Origin of the sequence: Marinobacterium lacunae (assembly GCF_000705555.1) — a bacterium.
GTDB classification, from domain to species: domain Bacteria; phylum Pseudomonadota; class Gammaproteobacteria; order Pseudomonadales; family Balneatricaceae; genus Marinobacterium_D; species Marinobacterium_D lacunae.
Window position 1 is genome coordinate 189241 of sequence record NZ_JMQN01000047.1, and the last position, 23411, is coordinate 212651.

19 protein-coding genes are annotated in these 23411 nt (G+C 54.2%); 14 read left to right on the forward strand and 5 right to left on the reverse strand.

Annotated features, from left to right (window positions below; all coding sequences use genetic code 11):
* Positions 1–281: 281 nt before the first annotated feature.
* The 6 genes from ADIMK_RS16150 to ADIMK_RS16175 all read left to right on the forward strand — a co-directional run bounded on the left by ADIMK_RS16150 (position 282) and on the right by ADIMK_RS16175 (position 8510).
* Complete coding sequence (locus tag ADIMK_RS16150) at positions 282–3113, forward strand: 2-oxoglutarate dehydrogenase E1 component (RefSeq protein WP_036190298.1); 2832 nt, start codon at positions 282–284, stop codon at positions 3111–3113.
* Positions 3114–3160: 47 nt separating this feature from the next.
* Entirely contained in the window at positions 3161–4393 is a 1233-nt protein-coding gene (gene odhB / locus ADIMK_RS16155) for a 2-oxoglutarate dehydrogenase complex dihydrolipoyllysine-residue succinyltransferase (protein WP_036190300.1), read from the forward strand.
* Between the two features lie 44 nt (positions 4394–4437).
* Entirely contained in the window at positions 4438–5877 is a 1440-nt protein-coding gene (lpdA, locus tag ADIMK_RS16160) for a dihydrolipoyl dehydrogenase (protein ID WP_036190303.1), read from the forward strand.
* A gap of 129 nt (positions 5878–6006) precedes the next feature.
* Positions 6007–7173: an ADP-forming succinate--CoA ligase subunit beta gene (sucC, locus tag ADIMK_RS16165; protein WP_036190306.1), complete on the forward strand. Its 1167-nt coding sequence runs from the start codon at positions 6007–6009 to the stop codon at positions 7171–7173.
* Complete coding sequence (sucD, locus tag ADIMK_RS16170; RefSeq protein ID WP_036190308.1) at positions 7173–8054, forward strand: succinate--CoA ligase subunit alpha; 882 nt, start codon at positions 7173–7175, stop codon at positions 8052–8054. The genes sucC and sucD overlap by 1 nt, the downstream gene beginning before the upstream one ends.
* Before the next feature lie 147 nt (positions 8055–8201).
* Positions 8202–8510 carry a c-type cytochrome gene (locus ADIMK_RS16175; RefSeq protein WP_081849823.1) on the forward strand — a complete coding sequence of 103 codons (309 nt, stop codon included), beginning with the start codon at positions 8202–8204 and terminating at the stop codon, positions 8508–8510.
* A 17-nt stretch (positions 8511–8527) separates the two neighbouring features.
* Here the strand turns inward: ADIMK_RS16175 and ADIMK_RS16180 are convergent, their stop codons facing one another.
* Positions 8528–9751 (reverse strand): EAL and HDOD domain-containing protein, encoded by a 1224-nt coding sequence (locus ADIMK_RS16180; RefSeq protein ID WP_156042957.1) that lies wholly within the window; start codon positions 9749–9751, stop codon positions 8528–8530.
* Between the two features lie 112 nt (positions 9752–9863).
* On the opposite strand from ADIMK_RS16180, the gene ADIMK_RS16185 reads away from it, so the two are divergent.
* Positions 9864–10466: a CBS domain-containing protein gene (locus ADIMK_RS16185; RefSeq protein ID WP_036190311.1), complete on the forward strand. Its 603-nt coding sequence runs from the start codon at positions 9864–9866 to the stop codon at positions 10464–10466.
* A 115-nt stretch (positions 10467–10581) separates the two neighbouring features.
* Positions 10582–11481, forward strand: coding sequence for a GGDEF domain-containing protein (locus ADIMK_RS16190; protein ID WP_036190313.1), 900 nt, complete (start codon positions 10582–10584; stop codon positions 11479–11481).
* A 51-nt stretch (positions 11482–11532) separates the two neighbouring features.
* On the opposite strand, the gene hisC is transcribed toward ADIMK_RS16190, so the two are convergent.
* Entirely contained in the window at positions 11533–12600 is a 1068-nt protein-coding gene (hisC, locus tag ADIMK_RS16195; protein WP_036190315.1) for a histidinol-phosphate transaminase, read from the reverse strand.
* A gap of 221 nt (positions 12601–12821) precedes the next feature.
* Here hisC and ADIMK_RS16200 point away from each other — a divergent pair, with 221 nt between their 5' ends.
* Entirely contained in the window at positions 12822–13559 is a 738-nt protein-coding gene (locus ADIMK_RS16200) for a GGDEF domain-containing protein (RefSeq protein WP_051693027.1), read from the forward strand.
* 13 nt (positions 13560–13572) lie between these two features.
* On the opposite strand, the gene ADIMK_RS16205 is transcribed toward ADIMK_RS16200, so the two are convergent.
* Positions 13573–14052, reverse strand: coding sequence for a MarR family winged helix-turn-helix transcriptional regulator (locus ADIMK_RS16205; protein ID WP_036190320.1), 480 nt, complete (start codon positions 14050–14052; stop codon positions 13573–13575).
* 281 nt (positions 14053–14333) lie between these two features.
* Here ADIMK_RS16205 and ectA point away from each other — a divergent pair, with 281 nt between their 5' ends.
* Genes ectA through ADIMK_RS16225 form a run of 4 tightly spaced genes read left to right on the forward strand, consistent with a single transcriptional unit; the run spans position 14334 to position 18067 of the window.
* Entirely contained in the window at positions 14334–14852 is a 519-nt protein-coding gene (ectA, locus tag ADIMK_RS16210; protein ID WP_036190322.1) for a diaminobutyrate acetyltransferase, read from the forward strand.
* A gap of 31 nt (positions 14853–14883) precedes the next feature.
* Complete coding sequence (gene ectB / locus ADIMK_RS16215; protein WP_036190324.1) at positions 14884–16158, forward strand: diaminobutyrate--2-oxoglutarate transaminase; 1275 nt, start codon at positions 14884–14886, stop codon at positions 16156–16158.
* A gap of 48 nt (positions 16159–16206) precedes the next feature.
* Positions 16207–16614, forward strand: a complete 408-nt coding sequence (locus tag ADIMK_RS16220; RefSeq protein ID WP_036190329.1) for an ectoine synthase — start codon at positions 16207–16209, stop codon at positions 16612–16614.
* On the forward strand, positions 16607–18067 hold the full coding sequence (locus tag ADIMK_RS16225) for an aspartate kinase (protein WP_231517066.1): 1461 nt from the start codon (positions 16607–16609) through the stop codon (positions 18065–18067). The genes ADIMK_RS16220 and ADIMK_RS16225 overlap by 8 nt, the downstream gene beginning before the upstream one ends.
* Positions 18068–18148: 81 nt before the next feature.
* On the opposite strand, the gene ADIMK_RS16230 is transcribed toward ADIMK_RS16225, so the two are convergent.
* Entirely contained in the window at positions 18149–18340 is a 192-nt protein-coding gene (locus ADIMK_RS16230; protein WP_036190339.1) for a PA3496 family putative envelope integrity protein, read from the reverse strand.
* Positions 18341–18573: 233 nt separating this feature from the next.
* Complete coding sequence (locus ADIMK_RS16235) at positions 18574–20307, reverse strand: PHA/PHB synthase family protein (RefSeq protein WP_036190340.1); 1734 nt, start codon at positions 20305–20307, stop codon at positions 18574–18576.
* 368 nt (positions 20308–20675) lie between these two features.
* On the opposite strand from ADIMK_RS16235, the gene ADIMK_RS16240 reads away from it, so the two are divergent.
* Positions 20676–23411: a bifunctional acetate--CoA ligase family protein/GNAT family N-acetyltransferase gene (locus ADIMK_RS16240; RefSeq protein ID WP_036190341.1), complete on the forward strand. Its 2736-nt coding sequence runs from the start codon at positions 20676–20678 to the stop codon at positions 23409–23411.

Sequence of the window (23411 nt, forward strand, 5' to 3'; positions counted from 1 at the left end):
CAAAAAAGCGGCACAATGTGCCGCTTTTTCTTTGTCAGGGTGATTGCAATCCTGCAAAAGGTCGGAAAGGGCGAAAAAACGGGGAACTTTAGTATTATCCATCGCTTCAAGCTGTGTTAAGGCTGGATGAAAAGTCGTAAAATATTTCCCGCAATTTTGCGCGACCCGTTAGATTGCAGCTGAATAACAAATCAGTAATTAGCAGGGGCGGTGGTATACGTGAGCAGGAAATGGTGCACCCTGAGCGCGCCTTCGACCCCTGAAGCCAGGGTGATATCATAATGCAAGACGGCATAATGGAGCTGATGTGGAAAAATGCCCATCTTTACGGTGGAAACCTTTCCTACGTCGAGCAACTGTACGAAACTTATCTGATGGATCCGAACGCCGTTCCACAAGAGTGGCGTGAAGAGTTTAACCGCCTTCCCAAAGTCGGCGACAACATCTCTCAGGATGTTCCACATTCTCCCATTCGGGAGCACTTCCTTTACCTGTCCAAGAATCAGAAACGGTCCCAGCCTGCGAGTGTCAGCAGCGTAAGCTCTGAGCATGAAAAGAAGCAGGTTCGTGTTCTGCGTATGATTAACGCTTATCGTGTTCGCGGACATCAGGCGGCCAGTATTGATCCGTTGGACCTGCTTGAACGTGAGCATGTGCCCGATCTTGAGCCTCGTTTCCATGAATTGTCCGAGGCCGATTACGATACGGTATTCCAGCTGGGCTCCCTGTTCTTTGGTAAAGAGGAAGCGCCGCTGAAAGAGATCCTGGCTGATCTCAAGAAAACGTATTGCACCACTGTCGGCGCCGAGTATATGCACATCGTCGACACTCAGGAGAAGCGCTGGATTCAGTCGCGCCTTGAGCCGGTTCGTGCCCATCCAGAGGTTGATCTCGAGAGCAAAATGATGGTGCTCGAGCGCCTCACCGCTGCTGAAGGTCTGGAAAAATACCTCGGCTCTCGCTACGCGGGCGCCAAGCGTTTCGGTCTTGAAGGTGGCGAGTCTCTTATCGTGTCTCTGAATACGCTGGTTCGCCGAGCTGGCAAGCAGGGGGCGAAAGAGATCGTGATCGGTATGGCTCACCGTGGCCGTCTCAATACGCTGGTCAACATTTTCGGTAAGAATCCGGCTGAACTCTTTGGTGAGTTCGAAGGTAAGAAGCTCGTCGAAAGCTCTGGCGACGTTAAGTACCATCAGGGGTTCTCATCCAACATTATGACCGATGGCGGTGAAGTTCATATCGCCATGGCGTTCAACCCTTCCCATCTGGAGATTGTTGCGCCAGTGGTAGAGGGCTCTGTACGCGCGCGTCAGGATCGCCGTAACGATGAGGTCGGTACGACAGTTGTGCCGGTTAATATCCACGGTGACGCCGCGTTCGCGGGTCAGGGTGTGGTTATGGAGACTCTGCAGATGTCTCAAACCCGCGCCTACAAAACCGGCGGTACTATCCATATTGTCATCAATAACCAGGTCGGCTTTACCACATCCAAGAAAGAGGATGCGCGTTCAACCGAGTACTGTACCGATGTTGCCAAGATGGTTCAGGCACCGATCTTCCACGTCAACGGTGACGATGCTGAAGCGGTGCGTTTCGTAACTCAACTGGCTGTTGATTACCGCAACGAGTTCAAAAAAGACGTCGTGATCGATCTGGTCTGCTATCGCCGCCGTGGTCACAACGAAGCGGATGAGCCGTCTGGCACTCAGCCGCTGATGTACTCCAAGATCAAGAACCACAAAACCACCCGTACTCTGTATGCAGAGCAGTTGATTGCTGAAAATGTGATCACTGAAGAGCAGAGTAAAGAGATGGAGAAAGAGTATCGCCAGCAGCTCGAAAATGGTGAGCATGTTGCGCGATCTCTGGTCAAACAGCCTAATACCGAGCTGTTTGTTGATTGGCGTCCGTACCTGGGGCATGAGTGGAGCTTTGACTGCGACACCCGCGTTGACATGAAGCTGCTCCAGGAGTTGGCCAATAAAACCTGCGAAGTGCCCGAAGGTTTTGCTATTCAGCGTCAAGTTCAGAAGATCTACGAAGATCGCAAGAAAATGGCGGCCGGTGCTATGGAAGCCAACTGGGGCTTTGCGGAAACGCTGGCGTACGCGACGATTCTTGCAGAAGGCCACCGGGTGCGCCTGACCGGGCAGGATGTGGGCCGTGGTACGTTCTCGCATCGCCATGCGGTTCTTCACAACCAGAAGGACGCTTCGACCTATGTTCCGCTGCAAAAGTTGGCGGAAGGTCAGCCTGTATTCGATATCTACGACTCTCTGCTCTCTGAAGAGGCTGTGCTCGGTTTCGAATACGGCTACGCAACCACTACGCCGAACGCGCTGGTTATTTGGGAGGCACAGTTCGGTGACTTCGCAAACGGGGCGCAGGTTGTAATCGACCAGTTCATCACCTCGGGTGAGCAGAAGTGGCAGCGTCTGTGTGGACTGACTATGCTTCTGCCTCATGGTTTCGAAGGTCAGGGTCCTGAGCACTCCTCCGCGCGACTCGAACGCTTCCTGCAGCTTTGTGCCGAGCACAATATCCAGGTTTGTGTGCCGACAACGCCTGCGCAGATCTTCCATCTGTTGCGTCGTCAGGTCGTGCGTCCGCTGCGTAAGCCGCTTGTCGTCATGTCTCCGAAGTCGCTGTTGCGTCACAAACAGGCGATCTCGACACTTGAAGAGCTTGCTGACGGTACCTTCCAGCCTGTCATCCCTGAAGTGGATGTGCAGGATCCGAAGAAAGTTAAACGTCTGGTTATGTGTAGCGGTAAGGTCTACTTCGACCTCTATAACCGCCGTGCTGAGCTGGCAAAAGATGATGTGGCAATCGTGCGAATCGAGCAGCTCTATCCGTTCCCGGAGGAGATTCTGCTGAACACAATCAGTCAGTACGAGAACTTGGAATCAGTGGTTTGGTGTCAAGAAGAGCCGATGAACCAAGGGGCCTGGTACTGCAGCCAGCATCACATGCGCAACGTGTTGCACAAGCATAATCCCAAACTCTATCTCGATGGGGTGGGGCGTCCGCATGCGGCGGCACCGGCTGTTGGTTATATCTCTGTCCATTTGGAACAGCAAGAACAGCTGGTTAACGAAGCAATCAACGGTTAATGACAGTTCGTTAGCGAATAAACGAGCACAGTATTTAAGGAAATAGCATGTCCATCGAAATCAAAGCGCCTACTTTTCCGGAGTCCGTTGCGGACGGTACCGTTGCAACTTGGCACAAACAGCCTGGTGAGGCTTGCGCCGCTGATGAACTGATCGTCGACATTGAGACCGATAAGGTCGTTCTTGAAGTGGTTGCGCCGGCTGACGGTGTGATCAAGGAGATCATCAAGGGCGAAGGCGATACTGTTCTAAGTGACGAGGTGATCGCGGTATTCGAAGCAGGTGCAGCAGGTACTGCCGCAGCCGCTGAATCAGCAGCGCCCGCAGCCGCAAGCGCCGCAGCACCGGAAGGTGAAACCGGCGAAGGCGACAAGATCGGTCCGGCTGCCCGCAAGCTGATCGACGAGAACAATCTGGATCCGAAGCAGATTCCAGCCTCTGGCAAGAATGGCGGCATCACTAAGGAAGATGTTGTCAACTTCCTGAAGAACAAGCCGGCCGCTCCTGCTGCCGCTGCTGCTCCGGCACCTGCACCGGCACCGGCTGCTGCAGCGTCGGTCAATGTGGTTGCAGGTGAGCGTACCGAGAAGCGCGTTCCGATGACTCGTTTGCGTGCAACTATCGCCAAGCGTCTGGTCGAAGCGCAGCAGAACGCTGCCATGCTGACAACCTACAACGAAGTCAACATGAAGCCGGTCATGGATCTGCGTAAGCAGTACAAGGATCTGTTCGAGAAGACCCACAACGGTACCCGTCTGGGTTTCATGTCTTTCTTCGTAAAAGCGGCAACCGAAGCGCTCAAGCGTTTCCCGGCTGTCAACGCTTCCATCGACGGTAACGACATGGTTTATCACGGTTACCAGGATATTGGTGTTGCCGTTTCTACCGATCGTGGTCTGATGGTTCCGGTTCTGCGTGATACCGACAGCATGAGCCTTGCTGATGTTGAATCTACTATCGCCGACTTCGGTAAGCGCGGTCGCGATGGCAAGCTCGGCATGGATGATATGCAGGGCGGTACCTTCACCATCACTAACGGTGGTGTATTCGGTTCTCTGATGTCGACTCCGATCCTGAACCCGCCGCAGACTGCGATTCTGGGTATGCACAAAATCCAGGAGCGTCCGATGGCGGTCAATGGTCAGGTTGTGATCCTGCCGATGATGTACCTCGCCCTGTCATACGACCACCGTATGATCGATGGCAAGGAGGCGGTACAATTCCTCGTCACCATCAAGGATCTGCTGGAAGATCCGGCACGTATGTTGCTGGATGTTTAAGCAGACCACAATCGAACGAGTGAACAGACAGACAGGACTAAGTGATGTCAGATAAATTTGATGTAATTGTTGTGGGTGCAGGGCCTGGTGGATATGTTGCGGCGATTCGCGCAGCTCAGCTGGGTCTGAATACCGCTTGTGTCGAGAAGTGGATTGATGACAAGGGCACCGCAGTCCTTGGTGGTACCTGCCTGAACGTGGGCTGTATTCCCTCCAAGGCGCTGTTGGAAACCACTCACAAGCTGCATGAGGCGCAGCATGGTTTCGCCTCACAGGGTATCATCGCTGACAACGTTCAGATCGATACCCAAAAAATGGTCGAGCGCAAGAATCAGATCGTTAAGAATCTGACCGGTGGTATCGCAGGTCTGTTCAAGGCCAACGGCGTTACTCTGCTGCAGGGAACTGGCAAACTGTTGGCCGGCAAGCAGGTCGAAGTGACCGACAAGGACGGTAACGTATCCGTTCATGCTGCTGAGAACGTCGTTCTGGCGTCTGGCTCAGTACCGGTCGAGATTCCGCCGGCTCCGCTGACTGAAGGCCTGATTCTGGATAACGCAGGTGCACTGGATATCACCGAAGCGCCGAAGCGTTTGGGTATCATCGGTGCAGGTGTTATTGGTCTCGAGATGGGCTCTATTTGGGCTCGCTGTGGTTCTGAAGTCACCGTGCTCGAAGCGATGGATGACTTCCTTGCGCTGGCTGACATCGATGTTGCCAAGGAAGCCAAGAAACTGCTGACCAAGCAGGGTCTGGACATCAAGCTGGGTGCTCGCTGCACCGGCACCGAAGTCATCGGTGGCAAAGAGGTGAAGGTTAAGTACACCGACGCCAATGGCGAGCAGGAGCTGGTGGTTGACAAGCTGATCGTGGCTGTCGGTCGTCGCCCGCAGACTCAGGGTCTCCTTTCTGAAGATTCCGGCGTCAAGCTGGATGAGCGCGGTTTCATCTTCGTTGATGAAAACTGCCGCACCGACGCACCGGGCGTCTACGCGATCGGTGACTCCGTTCGCGGCCCGATGCTGGCACACAAGGCCTCGGAAGAGGGCATTATGGTTGCAGATATCATTGCCGGTCATAAGGCTGCAATGAACTACGACTGCATACCAAACATCATTTATACCTTCCCAGAGCTGGCTTGGGTTGGTAAGACTGAGCAGGAGCTCAAGTCTGAAGGTGTTAAATATAAAGTCGGCAAATTCCCGTTTGCGGCGTCCGGCCGCGCGATGGCTGCAAATGCCACCGAAGGCTTCGTCAAGATCATCGCTGATGAGACGACTGACCGCATTCTGGGCGTGCACATCGTCGGCGGCGTTGCATCCGAGCTTATCGCTCAGGGTGTGATTGCCATGGAGTTCTCCTCCAGCGCCGAAGACCTTCAGCTTACTGTTTTCGCTCACCCGACGGTAAGTGAAGCGGTGCACGAAGCAGCATTGGCCGTGGATAACCACGCGATCCATATTGCTAATCGTAAAAAGCGTTAAGTTCTGAGGGTTGCTTTACGCGGGTCGGGCCAAAAGCTCGTCCCCTGTGTGATAGCACTGATGAAAGTGCATGGAGCTGCACACTCGTAGCTCCATGTTTGAACAACCGACACAACAACGGATTAGAGCATGAACCTTCACGAGTACCAGGGTAAACAGCTGTTTGCCGCCTATGGTCTGCCGGTTTCCAAAGGAATTGCGGTAGATACTCCGGAAGCAGCTGCAGACGCAGCAAAACAGATCGGTGGAGACAAGTGGGTCGTCAAGGCTCAGGTACATGCCGGCGGCCGCGGTAAAGCGGGCGGCGTGAAACTGGTCGATAGCCCGGAAGAAGCTAAAGCATTTGCAGAGAAATGGCTGGGTCAGCGTCTGGTAACGTACCAGACAGACGCAAATGGTCAGCCGGTTTCCAAGATTCTGGTTGAAACCTGCACTGATATCGCAAACGAACTCTACCTGGGTGCTGTCGTTGACCGCTCCAGCCGCCGTATCGTCTTCATGGCATCCACCGAAGGTGGTGTTGAGATCGAGAAAGTTGCTGAAGAGACTCCGGAAAAGATCCTGAAAGCGACTATCGATCCCTTGACTGGCGCTCAGCCTTACCAGGGTCGTGAGCTGGCATTCCAGCTGGGCCTGAAGGGCGATCAGATCAAGCAGTTCGTCAACATCTTCCTGGGTCTTGCCAAGATGTTCGAAGAGAAAGATCTGGCGCTGCTCGAGATCAACCCTCTGGTAATCACCGATCAGGGCAACCTGCACTGCCTGGATGCCAAGGTCGTTATCGATGGTAACTCTGTATACCGTCACAAAGATCTGCAGGGCATGCACGATCCGTCACAGGATGATGCACGTGAAGCGCGTGCAGCTGAATGGGATCTCAACTACGTGGCGCTGACTGGCAACATCGGTTGCATGGTCAACGGTGCGGGTCTTGCCATGGGTACCATGGATATCGTTTCTCTGCACGGTGGTTTCCCGGCCAACTTCCTGGACGTTGGTGGTGGTGCGACCAAAGAGCGTGTTACCGAAGCATTCAAGATCATCCTTGAAGACAGCAACGTTAAAGCCGTATTGGTTAATATCTTCGGCGGTATCGTGCGCTGCGACCTGATCGCAGAAGGCATCATCGGCGCGGTCAAGGAAGTGGGTGTGAGCGTGCCGGTCGTGGTGCGTCTGGAAGGTAACAACGCAGATCTGGGTTCCAAGCTCCTGTCAGAGTCTGGCCTGGATATCATCGCAGCGACCAGCCTGACCGATGCGGCTCAGCAAGCGGTTAAAGCAGCGGAGGGTAAATAATGTCCATTCTGATCAACAAAGACACCAAAGTTATCTGTCAGGGTTTCACTGGTGGTCAGGGTACCTTCCACTCTGAACAGGCGATTGCGTACGGCACCAAAATGGTCGGTGGCGTCACTCCGGGTAAGGGCGGTACCGAGCATCTGGGTCTGCCTGTCTTCAATACCGTAAAAGAAGCGGTTGAAGCTACTGGCGCGGAAGCATCCGTGATCTACGTTCCGGCTCCTTTCTGCAAGGACTCCATTCTGGAAGCCGCTAACGCTGGTATCAAGCTGATCGTGACCATCACTGAGCACATTCCGGTTATGGACATGCTGCAGTGTAAAGTGAAGTGTGACGAGCTGGGTGTGCGCCTGATCGGTCCGAACTGCCCGGGTGTTATCACGCCGGGAGAGTGCAAGATCGGTATCATGCCGGGCCACATCCACCTGCCGGGTAAGGTGGGTATCGTTTCCCGTTCAGGCACCCTGACCTACGAAGCGGTCAAGCAGACTACTGATGCCGGTTTCGGTCAGTCTACCTGCGTAGGTATCGGTGGCGACCCGATTCCAGGCTCTAACTTCATCGACATCCTGGCGATGTTCGAGCAGGATCCGCAGACTGAAGCGATCGTCATGATCGGTGAGATTGGCGGTTCTGCCGAAGAGGAAGCGGCTGCTTTCATCAAGGCAAACGTGACCAAGCCTGTCGTGTCCTACATCGCGGGTGTTACTGCGCCTCCGGGCAAACGCATGGGTCACGCCGGTGCGATCATCTCCGGCGGTAAAGGAACAGCCGATGAGAAGTTTGCTGCTCTGGAAGACGCAGGCGTCAAGACCGTGCGTTCGCTGGCCGATATCGGCAAGGCGCTGGCTGAAGTAACTGGCTGGACCATGAAGTAAGAGCAGTTGTGCTCTCGCAAAAAGGCAGCTTAGGCTGCCTTTTTTGTTGCGTGTCATGAAGCGGTTTTTTTTGAATCGACATCTGTTCCCACCTGGCAACATTTCTGCTTTTATAGGCTATATCCCCACAAACAGGAGTTGTAAGGCATGAATAAAGCGGTATTGGGTGGATTTCTGAGTCTTGTTGTTATGGTTTCAGCCCAGAGTGCCAATGCGCAGACGGCTGAGGAAACCGTCGCGAAGCATTGTCAGGCCTGTCATGACTCTGGGCTTGGTGGCGCGCCTAAATTGGGTGATCAGGCAGCTTGGGCTCCGCGTATTGAGAAGGGCGTTGATGGTATGCTTGCAACGGTTTTATCCGGTAAAGGCGCTATGCCGCCCAAGGGGACCTGTATGGGCTGTAGCGATGATGATCTTCGTGCGGCAATCAGTTTGATGTCGGGCGGGGCGCAATAATCTTCCCGCTTCGTTCATCAGCCTGTGGAGTCGAGTTGGGACATGGTGTCGTTAACCCACTCAAGACTCTCTAGCATGCAGCGTTGGTACAGGGGTTGGTCTGAGATTTTCAGCTCACCCCAGTGCCCGTCGTAGTGCGCGCACACGAGCTTGAGCAGATTGCCCAAGGGGCCTTTTCGGTCGTGAACGGCGCAGATGATCTGCTCACTGACCGCGATCTGATGAAGCAGTCTTTCCTGTTCTATATCCAGTATGGCGTCCAGTCGGTTAAGCAAGCCGCAGAGAAAGGCGCTGTTGGGCGTTACCTCAGGGTTGTTCTGAGCCACGGCAACAAGCTCACACATCTTGGCAAGTGTCAGCGTTTCTCTTACCAGCTCGGATGGCTTTTTATTTTGCCCTGATAGAGCGATTAGAGAGATCCATTTTCTGATCTCAGCCAGTCCCAGAATGACCAGGGCTTCCTGGATGCTTTCGATATGGCGTTGCCGAGAGAGCGCGGCCGAGTTTACGATTTTCAATAGGCGATAGGTCAGGCTGGGGTCTTGGCTGATCAATCTGACGAGCGTGTCTGTATCAGGCTCGGGGGCATTGAGCTCGGCCAATAGCTGAAGCAGTATGGATTCGTTGCTTTCGAGTCGCCGCCCCTCGACGATTTCGGGCCGGCGTAGAAAGTAGCCTTGAAAGAGTTTGAAACCCAGGTCGATACATTCCCGTAGTTGCTCGTAGGTTTCAATTTTCTCTGCCAGCAGTGCAAGCGGGAAGCGTTTCAATTGTCTGACCGTATAGCGCACTTCCGGCATGCCAAGTGCCAGGATATCAACTTTGACGATATCGGCGAGCTCAAGTAGTCGGTCATACTCCGGCGAGTACACGAAATCATCCAGCGCTATGCGGTATCCGGCTGACTTGTAGCGTTTTACAGAGTCGATGAGCGTGTCGTCGACTTTAACGTCTTCGAGCACTTCGATAACAAGCTGGCGGTGTGACATTGAGGGCAGCGAGTCCGCTTCAAACATCTCCCTAGGGAGGTTTAGAAACGCGGGTAGTTGGCGCCGCTCCTGATTGGCAATAATGCTGGTGTAGGCATTGACGAGAACATTGGAGGTGGCGTGATGGCCGTTAAATACGTTGGCCATCTGCTTCTCGTCATCGGAGCGATAGAGCAACTCATACGCGACGACACGCAATTCCTTGTCGAAAATTGGCTGTCTAGCCATTAGTACCTGAGATTGGTCTGGCACTATGAGACTCCAGGTTCACCGATCAATGTGTCGCCATAATATTGCAGATGGTCGAGTGGGCGAGCAAGCTGCTAAGCTGCAATTGGGCCAATAATAATAAATCGAGGTGCACATGGTTAGAGATTTCTCCGCCTTAAGCTTGTCTTCGATCGGCGATACGCGATTCTTACTCAATCCCGAAAGTATGCAGTCACCGCCGGATCTCTACAGTCCGGCTATGCTCGTGATGACGGACTTTCTTCAGAGTGTTCCGGTTACGATTGCAAGTGATACCCAAGTCGACCGCGCACTTGAGTTTATGAAGAATCAGCAAGTACGACTGCTGTTTGCACTGGATGCCGGAGGGGCGCTCAGCGGCATTATCACTGCGCAGGATCTGACGGGTAGCAAGGTGCTCAGCTATATCGAACAGGGGCGTCTGTCACGTGAGGATGTGTCCGTTAAACACTTGATGCTGCCGATCTCAGAAGTTCAGGCACTGACGCTGGATGAGGTCGAGCGCGCTCGAATTGGGGACGTTATTGAAACCTTGAATCAGTCGGGGGCTGCTCATTTGGTGGTTGTCGATCAGGGAGTGGCCGGAGTGAACAGAATCAGAGGGATAGTGTCGGCCAGTAATATCTCTCGGCTTTTGCATCACAACTACGAAGTTATATCTGAGGTGGGGTCGTTCGCATCGCGTCAGTGGGTGCTCAAGTCAATTCAGCATCGATGAGCGGGGCGCGGCGCTTTGATCGTGTAAGAATATCGGGTAGTTTTTGAATAAAGTAAAAGCCAAGCGTGGCAGCTGAATTGACAGTGTCACGCTCTTCAAAGGCATAGGAGGGATGATGACACAGGATATCGATAATCGGGCGGAGAGGTATCAGGCGATACTCGAGCTGACGCGCGATCTTTTGATCGTACTGGATGGCGAGAGTGTCATCATGTGCAGGGCTGGTGAATCTGAATGGGTGAATGAGGCCGTTATTACCGGTCTCACTTTAGATACCATGCTGTCGGACGAGCTCCTGACCAAGGTGAGAGGTACGATAGAGCGCGCTCAGGCGGCGCCTGGCACGGTGCAGTCGATAGAGTATGTGCTTCGGCCTGAGCAGCTAACCATGTTGCATGAAGCTGGGTTGCGTGAGCCAACCTGGTACGAGGCGCGCTTTGTGGCGACGCCTTCCGGAGAGGTACTGTGGAGCGCTCGTGATATCAACGAGCGCAAAAAGCTTCAGCGCAAAGTAACCAACCAGGCCCAGCGAGACCCTCTCACGGGGGCCTATAACCGGCGTGCATTGGTCACTGTGATGGAGCAGACCGTTGCCCAGGCTCAGCGCTATGACTGGACATGCAGCGTGCTGCTGATCGATGTCGATGATTTCAGCAAGATTAACGAGCAGCATGGTTGGGATGCCGGTGATCAGCTGCTTCAACAGATCGTGACCGGGTTGTACAAGTTAAAGCGTACCGCAGATTTTCTGGCACGTTACGGCGATGATCAGTTGGTGCTGTTCCTGCCAGAAACCAATCATGAGCAGGGGGTAGCGGCGGCTGAGCGTGTGCGTCGACTGATTCAGGAGTTGGAAATGCCCTATCCTACCGGCGAGCTGCAGTGCACCGTGAGTGTGGGTGTCGCTGGTTTACGGGGGCTGGAAGACTCGGCTCCTGACATGCTCAAGCGGGCGGAAGAGAGCCTGTTTATTGCCCGTAACAGTGGTGGAAACCGGGTGGAAGGTGAAGTCTGATACCAGGCAAAGGCGGTACGATCATTTCACTGTACCGCCTTAAGCCGGTCTTTACGAAGCGATGTTTGGGTGCGCCTTAAGCGCGGCGATCAGTCGTTCCATCTCTTCGTCTGTTCCCACTGTAATGCGCAGGTAGTTCGCGATTTCGGGCTTATTGAAGTGGCGGACCAGAATCTTGCGCTCACGCAGATAAGTCATCAACTCAGCGCCGGTCAGTGTACGGTGATGTGCAAACAGGAAGTTGGTGCTCGAGGGGCAGACAACAAAATTCAGCGCTTCGAGTGCTTCGGCGCTCCTTTCTCGAGTGGCAATAATCTGCTGACAGGTCTTGTTTAGATATGCGCGATCACTAAGGGACGCGCAGCCGGCTTCGATGGCGAACATGTCTAGCGGATAGGAGTTGAAACTGTTTTTGACGCGTTCCAGTGCCTCGATCAGCTCAGGGTGGCCAAAGGCATATCCGATGCGAAGCCCGGCCAGTGAGCGTGACTTGGAAAATGTTTGAACAACCAGCACGTTTGGATATTTGTTCACCAGCGATGTCGCGCTCTCGGCACCAAAATCGACGTAGGCTTCGTCTACCAGCACGAGTGACTCAGTGTTTCGCTTGAGCAGTGCTTCGATATCGGCAAGCTCGATAGCGATTCCGGTTGGGGCGTTGGGGTTTGCGAAGATGATCCCGCCATTCTCGTGACTGTAGTCGCTCAGTTGTACGCGAAAACTCTCGTCCAGTGGTATTTTCTTGTAATCGATTTCAAACAGATTCGCATAGACGTCATAGAAGCTGTAGCTAATCTCGGGCATCAGCAGCGGGCGTGTTTGGCGGAAAAAAGCCATGAACGCAAGCGCCAATACTTCGTCTGAGCCGTTGCCGACAAAAATCTGCTCACGGTTCAGTTTATATTCGCTGGCCAGAGCATCCTTGAGTCGCCCTGCATCGGGGTCCGGATACAGTCGCAGGCGCTCAACGGAGAAATGTTTGATCGCATGTTCAACGGCTGGAGAGGGGGGGTAAGGGTTTTCGTTGGTATTCAGCTTGGTCAGCCCATCTATACGTGGCTGTTCGCCCGGCGTATAGGGTACCAGTGACTGAATAGCGGGGCTCCAGAATTTGTTCATGGCTGATCGCGCTCTGTCTCATGCTGATGGAGAGGGAGTTAGGCTGGCAAGGATAGCAGAGCATCCAAGGGGCGAGAAGCGCTGGCTGTGGTGGCACGCCAGGTTGTGTGCTGCACGCTATAGTGTAGTCAGCAAACCTGTAACCTATGGCGTTGTATTGTTTGTAACTCGCGCTGATAGAATGGCGCTGACTTTTGGGTGTCTTGGTAAGTGGAGCGGATTTGCCTCATTTCAAACACAAATATCTTGATGTGCGCCGTCTGGGTAGCGAGCTTTTGTTGGCCGGATTGCTTTTTCTGGCCGTTTTCCTGATCGCTTCCGAGCTGGAACTCGCCGATCAGTTGTATGCTTGGACGCGCCATCTTGAAGCTTATAACCTGGATGAGTTTTTGATCAGTGCTTGTCTGGTGGCACCTTTTTACCTGATTCTCTTTGGATACCGTCGGCTGGTTGAGATTCGTGCGCTGGTTGAAGAGGCAAATACGGATGTGCTGACCGGAATACTCAACCGACGTAGGGCGATGGATGTGCTGGCGGGTGAGGTTAGGCGGGCGCATCGTTACCGTCGTGATCTGGCCATCATCCTGTTTGATATAGACCACTTCAAGGATATCAACGACGAGTATGGCCATCCGGTTGGCGATAAAGTGCTGCGCCAGTTTGCTGCGCTTGCCGGGAGGCGTATTCGTAATCTTGATCTGCTGGCGAGGACCGGGGGGGAAGAGTTTATGGTCATCGCGACAGAAACGTCGGGTGCCGGGGCGACCGAACTTGCGGAGCGCTTAAGGGTCGCAATAGAAACGACTGGTTTTGGTATAGAACGTACGGTGACAGCCAGTTTCGGAGTCTCCCAGTTGCGCCCCGGAGAGAGTTTTGCCGCGCTTATGCAGCGGGCGGATGAGCGTCTCTACTGGGCTAAACGAGAGGGGCGAAATCGTGTGGCGGGCTCCACCCTCTGAGGTGGAGATGCTCTTAAAGTGTATGTCGATCCAGGGCGCCAATGTCGAGCATGGGGGCGGCGTCTATCTGATCGGCATCCAGAAGGCCTGAAACATGCTCTAACGCGGCGATAATCATTGATTGCTCCCACTCCTTTAGGTGGGAAAATTTGTCAACAAACCTGTCCTGAAGCGTCGTCGGGGCGGACTTCATAAGTTCCAGCCCCTCCTGAGTTGGGCAGGCAAGCACCTTGCGTTTATCGCTTTGGCTGCGCTCTCGTCTAACCAATCCCTTGAGCTCCAGGCGGTCAAGAATGCTGGTGACCGTTGCCTGGGCGAGATTCATCTTTTTCGCAAGTACTCCAATGGTAATTGGCCCCTCGGCGTCAAGCGTCTGCATTGTCATCAGCTGCGGCATGGTCAGTCCAGTCATGCGGCTTAGCTGTTTGTCGTGCATGTCTGTTACACGAATGATCTGGCGCAGAAGCACCAATACTTCCTGACTTCTAGGCATGGGGATCCAAGGGGTTTCCAGCAAATCTGTAGCAGTGGCGGATTTTTATCCTGAATTCGGTTAATCCGCAACTAAAAGCTTCCTCAAAATTGAAAATACATTGTAACACTAAACAAAAGAAATTGTCACAAATGCTTGGGGCTTTCGGGCTATTACTCACGCTAAAACAGCGTTTTGTGTGTTCTTGTAGGTTTAGTGTTGCGATGAAGATGCTGGTTGATTATCGATCAGCAATATGTTTTAGAATAAAAAGCATCGCAAAGCTAAATAAAAAGGACGCTATGAATACCCATAAGAAAATTCGTTTCCGCAAGCCTCAGGCTCAAGACGGAGCCGAGGTATTCCGATTGATTGAACGCTGCCCCCCACTCGATACCAACTCTATGTACTGCAACCTGTTGCAGTGTGGAGACTTCGCCGATACGTCCCTTGCGGCGGTCGATGAGTCAGGCAAGTTGGTGGGCTTCATTTCCGGCTATCGGCCTCCTGAGCGTCAGGACACGCTGTTTGTCTGGCAGGTTGCGGTATCGCCTGAGGCGCGAGGGCAACGGTTGGGTAACCGTATGTTGATGGCACTTGCCGATCGTGTGTCGGATGAAGGCGTTCACTACATCGAAACGACCATCACGCCAGACAACAAGGCCTCTCAAGCAATGTTCGCGCGATTCTTCTCCGCGCTGAGCACGCCGGTCGAAAAGAAAGTGCTGTTCGCCAGGGAAGAGCATTTTGACGGCGCGCACGAAGATGAAGTGCTGTATCGCGCCGGGCCGTTCAAGTTGGCTGTTGCGCTGGCGTCTTGAAGCAAGTCACTCACTCAAACAGGAGTTTGTAATGAATATTTTTGAGCAGGTTGAGTCTGAAGTACGTTCCTATTGCCGTTCGTTTCCAGTCGTTTTCAACCGGGCCCAGGGGGCTGAGCTCATCACCGAGGACGGACGCACCTACATCGATTTTCTGGCCGGTGCGGGAACCCTCAATTACGGGCACAACCACCCGGAATTAAAGGAAGCGCTGATCGAGTACATCAGCTCTGAAGGGATCACTCATGGCTTGGATATGCACTCCAGTGCCAAAGCTCATTTTCTCGAAACATTTCACGAAAAAGTTCTCAAGCCTCGCGGCATGGAAAATTTCCGTGTGATGTTTACCGGCCCGACCGGCACCAATGCGGTGGAAGCCGCGATGAAGCTGGCGCGAAAGGTGAAAGGGCGCAGCACGATTGTAGCCTTTACCAATGGTTTCCACGGTTGTAGCGGTGGCGCACTGGCGGCTACGGGTAACGAGCATCATCGCGGTGCGATGGGCACGTCACTTAATGACGTCTTCCGAATACCGTTCGATGGCTATCTTGGAGAGGGTGTTGATACGACCGAGTATCTTGAAAAACTATTGAACGACCCGAGCAGTGGTCTTGATCACCCGGCGGCTGTCATCGTTGAAACCGTCCAGGGTGAGGGTGGCCTCAACGCTGCTGATGCTCAATGGCTGCGTAATCTTGAGGCCGTTTGCCGTCGAAATGACATGCTGCTAATCGTTGATGATATTCAGGCGGGGTGTGGCCGTACTGGCAGCTTCTTCAGCTTTGAAGAGGCCGGCATCAAGCCCGATATGGTTACCTTGTCCAAGTCATTGAGCGGTTATGGTTTGCCGTTTGCGGTCGTGACCTACCGCGACGAGCTCGATATTTGGGAGCCGGGTGAGCATAACGGTACGTTCCGCGGCAATAACCTGGCGTTTGTGACGGCCGCTAAAGCCTTGGAGCTGTTCTGGAGCGACGATTCTTTCGTTGATGAAATCAAGCAGAAGGCAACTCACCTGCGTAATGGCCTTGAGCGACTTGTGCGACGTTATGGACCGGAAAGCCTGAAGGTCAATGGTCGCGGACTGATGAGCGGAATCGAATGCCCTGATGGTGAGATGGCCGGCGAAGTTATTCGTGATGCGTTCAAGAACGGGCTTGTTATCGAGACCAGCGGTGCCCACGACCAAGTGGTGAAATGTCTCGTGCCGTTGACGATTACCATGGCGCAGATCGACTTCGGTCTGGATGTTCTGGATAAGGCCTTTGCTAAAGCGGCGGCCAAGCGCGAACGAAAAGTTTCTTAAGTCGCTATTTTTATACGTTTTCACGAATTAATCAGGGAATTTTTACGCATGATTGTACGTACGATAAAAGAGTGCGCGGAAAACGGGCGCAAGATCTTTTCGGAAACCAATACTTGGGATAGCACGCGTCTGTCACTGAAAGACGATGGTATGGGGTTCTCGTTTCATATCACCAATATCTATCCCAACACCGAGACCCACATCTGGTATCAGAACCATCTGGAAACCGTCTACTGCATCAGTGGTTCCGGAGAGGTCGAAACACTGGCTGATGGCAAGGTGTATAAGATCGAGCCAGGTACCGTCTATATCCTCGACAAGAATGATGACCACCTTCTTCGCGGTGGTCCTGAGGGGATGCAGGTGGCTTGTGCTTTCAACCCGCCGCTGAACGGCAAAGAGGTTCACGATGAAAATGGCGTGTATCCGCTTGAAGCGGAGGTTGTAAATGCCTGAACAGGAGCGGGCAAATACGGGTCTGCATAGCGTCGAAAAGATCGGTGGAACGTCTATGAGCCGTTTCACGGAGCTGATGGACACTATTTTGATCGGTGGACGAAAAGGCTCGGATCTGTATCAGCGTATCTTTGTCGTTTCGGCCTACGGCGGAATGACTAACCTGCTGCTTGAGCATAAGAAAACCGGTGAACCAGGTGTTTACGGGCGCTTTGCAAACGGCGAGCAGGAAGCGAGCTGGCATGAGTCGCTCGATACCGTCAAGCAGCGCATGCTAGAGATAAACGCTTCGCTGTTTGATGATGGCGAGACGCTCAGACAGGCGGATGCATTCATCTCCGAGCGCATCCAGGGCGCTCGCAGCTGCATGCAGAATTTGCAGGCGCTGTGCCGATATGGACACTTCCAGCTGACCGATCACCTGATGCGTGTGCGTGAAATGTTGGCGGCAATCGGTGAGGCTCACAGTGCACACAACACTGTTCTGGCGCTCACTGCCGCGGGTGTAAACGCGCGTCTGGTGGATTTGAGTGGCTGGCACGAGCCGGAGCCGCGTCCCTTCGAGGAGATGCTTGAGCATCACCTGGAGGGTATCGATCTTGCTGAGGAGCTGCCAATCGTAACGGGCTATACCCACTGCAAAGAAGGCTTGATGAAAACCTTTGATCGTGGCTATAGCGAGATGACGTTCAGCAAGATTGCAACGCTGACGCGCGCGCGCGAGGCCGTGATTCATAAGGAGTTCCACCTTAGTACCGCGGATCCCGGAATCGTTGGGCTGGACCGTATCGTCACCATTGGCCGCACCAACTACGATGTGGCGGACCAGTTGTCCAATCTGGGTATGGAAGCTATCCATCCCAAAGCGGCCAAGGGGCTTCGTGAGCAAGGGATTGAGCTGCGGATCAAGAACGCCTTTGAGCCCGAGCATGCAGGTACACTGATCAGTCAGGATTACTGCAGTGCCGAGCCCTGTGTCGAGATCATTGCGGGCCGCACCGGTGTCGTGGCGCTGGAGGTATTTGATCAGGATATGCTCGGTGACATCGGTTATGAGATTGAGCTGCTGCAGTTGTTGCAGCAGCTGAAGGTCTCTGTCATCAGCCGGGACTCGGATGCCAACAGTCAGACCTACTACCTGTCCGGCACACGCAAGATGATCAACCGTGCAGTGCGTTTGATCGGTGAGCGTTACAGCGGAGCGGAAGTGCAGCTCCATCGTGTCGCAATCGTGTCGGCGATAGGTTCTGATCTTAAGGTGTCAGGGATTTTGGCGCGCACTGTTTCAGCGCTGTCAGGTGCGAATATCAGCGTTCAGGCGCTGCATCAGTCGGTCCGACAGGTCGAGATGCAGGCGATCGTCAAGGAGGACGACTACGAGCGCGCCGTCAAGGCGATGCATCACGCCCTGATCGAGAGGGAAGAGCACGGCGACGTTATTTGCGCTGCCTGATCACTCCTTTCCAGGCGCTAAACAGATCGGCCCGCTAGCGTTGGACGCGAGCGGGCCGATTTCTTTTCAGACGAAAGCGGATCAGATTCGGTCGTCGTAACCGTCGCTGATTTGTCTCGCCAAGGCCCGTTCCTCCATCAGATTTTCGATCTGACGGCGACGCTTGCCATCGTAACGCTGGCGAGTCTGTGCTACTTCATCATCATCTGAAAGCTGTTCGCTCCAGTCATCCAGGTCGTCAAGAGACTGATCGACACGAATTTTGGTGCCCATACGGCAGTATTCTCACGCTTAAGGTTAGCTGTATTTCCTCATCCAAGAGGCTGAAACAGACCCGCATCCCAAGTTTTCTGCGGAGAATGTTTTCCTTACCTCTCTGGCGCGAATATAGATCAGCTCTGGCAAAAGCGGAAAATTAATTTTTGCTATCGGAAATCGACAAAAACCGCGCTTTAATCTATCGCGCGAAAGCGCTGAGAGCCCCGCCATACGGGCGCTAGAGCGTTTTATTTCTCAAACACATACTGGCCGGGCGCCGGACAGATCGGCGCGTAGCCTGCCTCGGGATTTCCCATCGCTGGAGGCTCGACGCGTGGTCCTGATCGTTCGGACAGCCAGTTGCTCCAGGGCTCCCACCACGAGCCGTCCTGTTTGTTGAATCGGTTCAGCCATTCATCAGGCGCAATGTATTTGTCCTCGGCGCGGTTCAATGCCATACGGTAGCTGCGGCGGGGGTGCCCGGGCTCGCTGACGATACCTGCATTGTGGCCGCCGCTGGTGAGCACGAACGTGAGGTCCGTCAATACGAGGCTGTGAAGCTTATAAACCGAGCGCCAGGGCGCCACGTGATCGGTTTCGGTCGCGACGCAGAAGATCGGCACCCTTATGTCACGCAGGGAGATCGGGCGGTCATCAACGATAAACCGCCCACTGGCTAGATCGTTATTCAGGAACATTTTGCGCAGATATTGCGTATGCATCTTGTAGGGCATTCGTGTGGAGTCGGAATTCCAGGCCATCAGGTCGCTCATGGCAGGGCACTCACCGAGCAGATACTCGCTGACGATGCGTGACCAGAGCAGATCGTAGGAGCGCAACAGTGTGAAGGCACCGGCCATCTGGCTGGTATCCAGATAACCTCGGTCCCACATCATATCTTCCATATAACTGAGCTGACTTTCGTCGATGAACAGCATCAGCTCGCCGGCTTCCGTGAAGTCGGTTTGCGCGGTGAACAACGACATAGAACCGAGCCGGTCATCTTCATCGCGGGCCATTGCCGCGGCGGTTGTTGCCAGCAATGTGCCACCTAAACAGTATCCGGCCGCATGGACCTTGCGGTTAGGAACAATGGCCGTGATCGCTTTCAACGCATCCCGTACGCCTCGATTAATGTAGTCCTTAATGGCCAGATCCCGATCCTCCGCATCGGGGTTGTGCCACGAAATCATAAATACTGTGTGGCCCTGTTCGACCAGGTAGCGGACCATGGAGTTGTGCTCCGATAGATCCAGAATGTAGTACTTCATGATCCAGGCAGGCACGATCAGGATGGGGTCTGCGTAAACGTCTTGAGTTTTCGGCGAATACTGGATCAGCTCTATCAGGTTGTTTTTGTAAACAACCTGACCTTCGGTGGCGGCCAGGTTGCGTCCGACACAGTATTCACTGCAATCAGGTGGGGCGCCGAGGGTGTATGCCTGCAGATCTTCCAGCAAGTTCTGCATTCCCTGATAGAGGCTATTGCCACCGGTTTCCAGTGCGCGATTGATAACCTTGGGGTTGGTGGACATGAAATTGGTAGGTGAGAGCATATCCAACCACTGGCGGGCGGCGAAATGGACGACATTTTCATGGTGTTTGCTCACGCCGGGAATGCCGGTAGTCGCATAGTGCCACCACTGCTCGTGAAGCAGAAAGCCTTGTGCAATGGCATTGAAAGGGAATTTTGCCCAAGCAGGGTCATTAAAGCGTCGGTCCTGCGCACGAGGCTCGATCAATGGCGCTGTCTGAGGGTCGACTGCCGCGCGAGCGCTCCATACCTGATACGCCTGATGCTTGCGCAGCATGTTTTCAGCGAGCTCGCTCATTTTGCCAGGGGAGTGTGCCAGGTGGATCAGCCAGTCCAGATACGCAAGTGTCAGGGATGCCGGTGAAATACCTTGGGTTAAGCGGCCCTCCAATGCGTGGATGACGCGGTCTACACTGTTCTTGAGTTCCGTGAAGCTGGTGTGTGTCATAACGACGAGACTCCTTATGCTCGATCGGATCCTGAAGTGGGCCGATCGCGTCCTGTTCGGGTCTGGTGTTGCTGCAGACTTCCTGATGGCTGTTTGTCTATGCTTAGTGCGGACATTGTGATGCCGATGAGCCCCTAGCATAGTCGCCCGGAAGTACAGTATCTAGATTGCGCATTGCACAATAAAGTTCGAGTCTTGGCGCAAAACGTGTTGGGGGGCGTACGATGAAGGTCAACCAGTCAATTGAAAAGAGGGTTCAGATCATGTATCTGCTCATTTTGCTGCATCTGCGAACTCCCCAGGCTGGATTCCTGTTCCAGAGTCAGACATAGTCCCAGTACCAGCCGGATGAATGCAGGATTGTTCGAGTGTCTACCCGATATCTGAAGCGTTTTTTCAAACCTCGATCCATCGCGGTATTCGGAGCCTCGGAGCGAGAGGACAGCATGGGCGGTATCGTGCTGCGCAACCTTCTCGAAAGCGGCTTTGAAGGTCCATTGATGGCGGTGAATTCAAAAGGCTACGAGCAGGTAAACGGTGTTGCCTGTTATGCCGGCGTGGCTGAACTGCCGGAGATGCCTGATTTGGCCATTATTTGTTCGCCGCCGGATGCGGTAGCCGGGATTGTTCGCAAGCTCGGCGCCAATATGGTCAAGGCCGCTTTGATACTCACCGGTGGTCTGTCGCTGCATCAAAGCAGCCATGCGCGGGCGCTTCGCGAAGAGGTGCGAGAGGCGGCAAGGCCCTATGGCATCCGCATTTTGGGGCCGGACTGCATGGGCATGCTTGTGCCGGGCTCAAAACTCAACGCCAGCTATTCACACGTCAATATTCTCAAGGGCAAGGTGGCCTACGTGGGCCAGTCCGGCTTGCTGGGAACCGCGATGATCGACTGGGCCAACGGCCAGGAGATCGGTTTTTCCCACTTCCTGACGCTAGGCGACGGCGTGGATGTGGACCTGCCCTCTATTATCGATTACCTGGCCCGAGATCCCTGGACGCATGCCATTCTTTTGCAGATGGACAGGGTGATCGGTGACGCCCGTAACTTTGTGTCTGCCATACGCTCGGCATCCCGTAACAAGCTTGTGCTGGTGCTAAAATCGAACATTATTCAGGATGCTGAGCACAAGCTGGAACTCGCTCCGGGTATTGCCGATCCGGACCTTGTCTATGATGCAGCGCTTCGCCGGGCGGGTGTTGTTCGAGTCGAAACAGCGGATGAGCTGTTTAACGCACTTGAAACGCTTTCGCGGATGAAACCGATGCGCGGCGAGCGTCTGGCGCTGGTCTGTAATGGCATGGGGCCGAACGCGCTGGCGACCGATCGGTTGCTTAAAAAGGGCGGTCAGCTCGCTCAGTTCACCGAAGAGACGGAACAGAAACTACTGGAGCTGTTGCCCCCCGAGGCACGTATCCAGAATCCTGTTGATCTTAATGCCGATGCGGACCCTGAGCGGTTTGCTGAAGCGACTCGGCTGTTAACCAAAGATCCCAATGTCGATGCGGTGCTTGTAATACATGCGCCTACGCGTCTGGCCGCCAGCGTAGAGACGGCTGAAGAGGTGATCAAGGTCGCGCGGAAGACGCCACGTAATGTACTGACCTGCTGGATGGGGCGCTTCTCGGCGATTGCGGCACGCAATGCCTGTAACGCGGCGGGTATCGCAACCTTTCTGACTCCCGAGGAAGCGGTCAATGCGTTCATGCACATGGTGGACTATCACCGTAACCAGCGTGTCATGCGGCAGACGCCAGCGCCGTTCCAACAACAGAATACGCCCAACCGCCAGCGTGCTGGTAAGCTCATTTCAGCGGCAAGGGAGTCCGGTCGGGATTACCTGCATCATTCCGAGGCGTGTGAACTGCTGAACCTCTACGAGATTCCAACTGCCAATACCCGTTATGCCGACGATATTGCAGGTGTCGTAGACTGTGCTCGGCAGATGGGTGGCTCGGTAGCCGTCAAGGCGCTGCACAGCGCCAATGTTTATCCGTTTAGTTACGATGACAGTGCGCACCAGCGTTGGCACGATCTCGCGCTGGATCTCTACTCGATCAACGAAGTGCGTCATGCGACGACCAAGTTGGCATACCGCGTTGGTGAGCTCTACGCATCGGATCAGATGTTCGGTTTCGCCGTGCAGCAGATGAAACGTGGATTCCAGTCGCTGCAAATCAATGTTGGTATTACCCGTGACCCAGTTTTCGGTCCACTTCTGGTATTCGGTGTCGGCGGCTATACCGTCGATGTGCTGGCAGATCGAAACATCATGCTGCCACCACTGAATCTGGCGCTTGCTCGCGAGATGGTCAAACGGTCGCGGGTCTATCGCATCATCGCCGAAAACAGCTATCAGGTTGAGCGGGATGTCGATCACCTTAGTGGGCTTTTACTGCGCATGTCCGAGATGCTGGTAGACCTGCCTGAACTCAATACGCTGGAGATTAACCCGCTGCTGCTTAACAAGCGCGGCTTACTGGCGGTGGACTGTGCAGCATCCGTCGCTGAGCCCGGTCGTCTGGCTATCAGCCCCTATCCCGAGCACCTGACAGAGCAGATCACACTAAAGCGCTCCGGGCGTCCTGCAACACTGCGTGCTATTCGCGGTGAAGATGAGCCCGCGCATCTCGAGTTCTACAACCGGTTGAGCCCCGAGTCGATTCGTTTACGTTATTTCTACAGCCGTGGCGTGCCGACGCATGATGAGTTGGCTAACTGGACGCAGATCGATTACGACCGCGAGATGGCCTTTATCGTTTCGGCACCGCGTCTCGACGCCAAGGGGTACGAAACGCTAGGGGTTGTGCGCGCTGTGACGGATGCCGATAACGTGCGAGCCGAGTTTTCGGTGGTCATAAGGGATGACCTTCAGGGCGAGGGGCTAGGTATCATCCTGATGAGAAAGATCATCGATTATTGCCGCTCACGCGGCACGCTGGAACTCTCGGGGTCCACCCTGACCACAAACAAAGGGATGCAGGCGCTGGCAAGGAGGCTCGGGTTCCGCATCAGCTATAACGCAGAGGAGGAGGTGGTCGAGATGAAGATGCTGCTCAATGAGCCGAGCGAAGACTGGCAGATCTACCGGCTACAGCAGTGA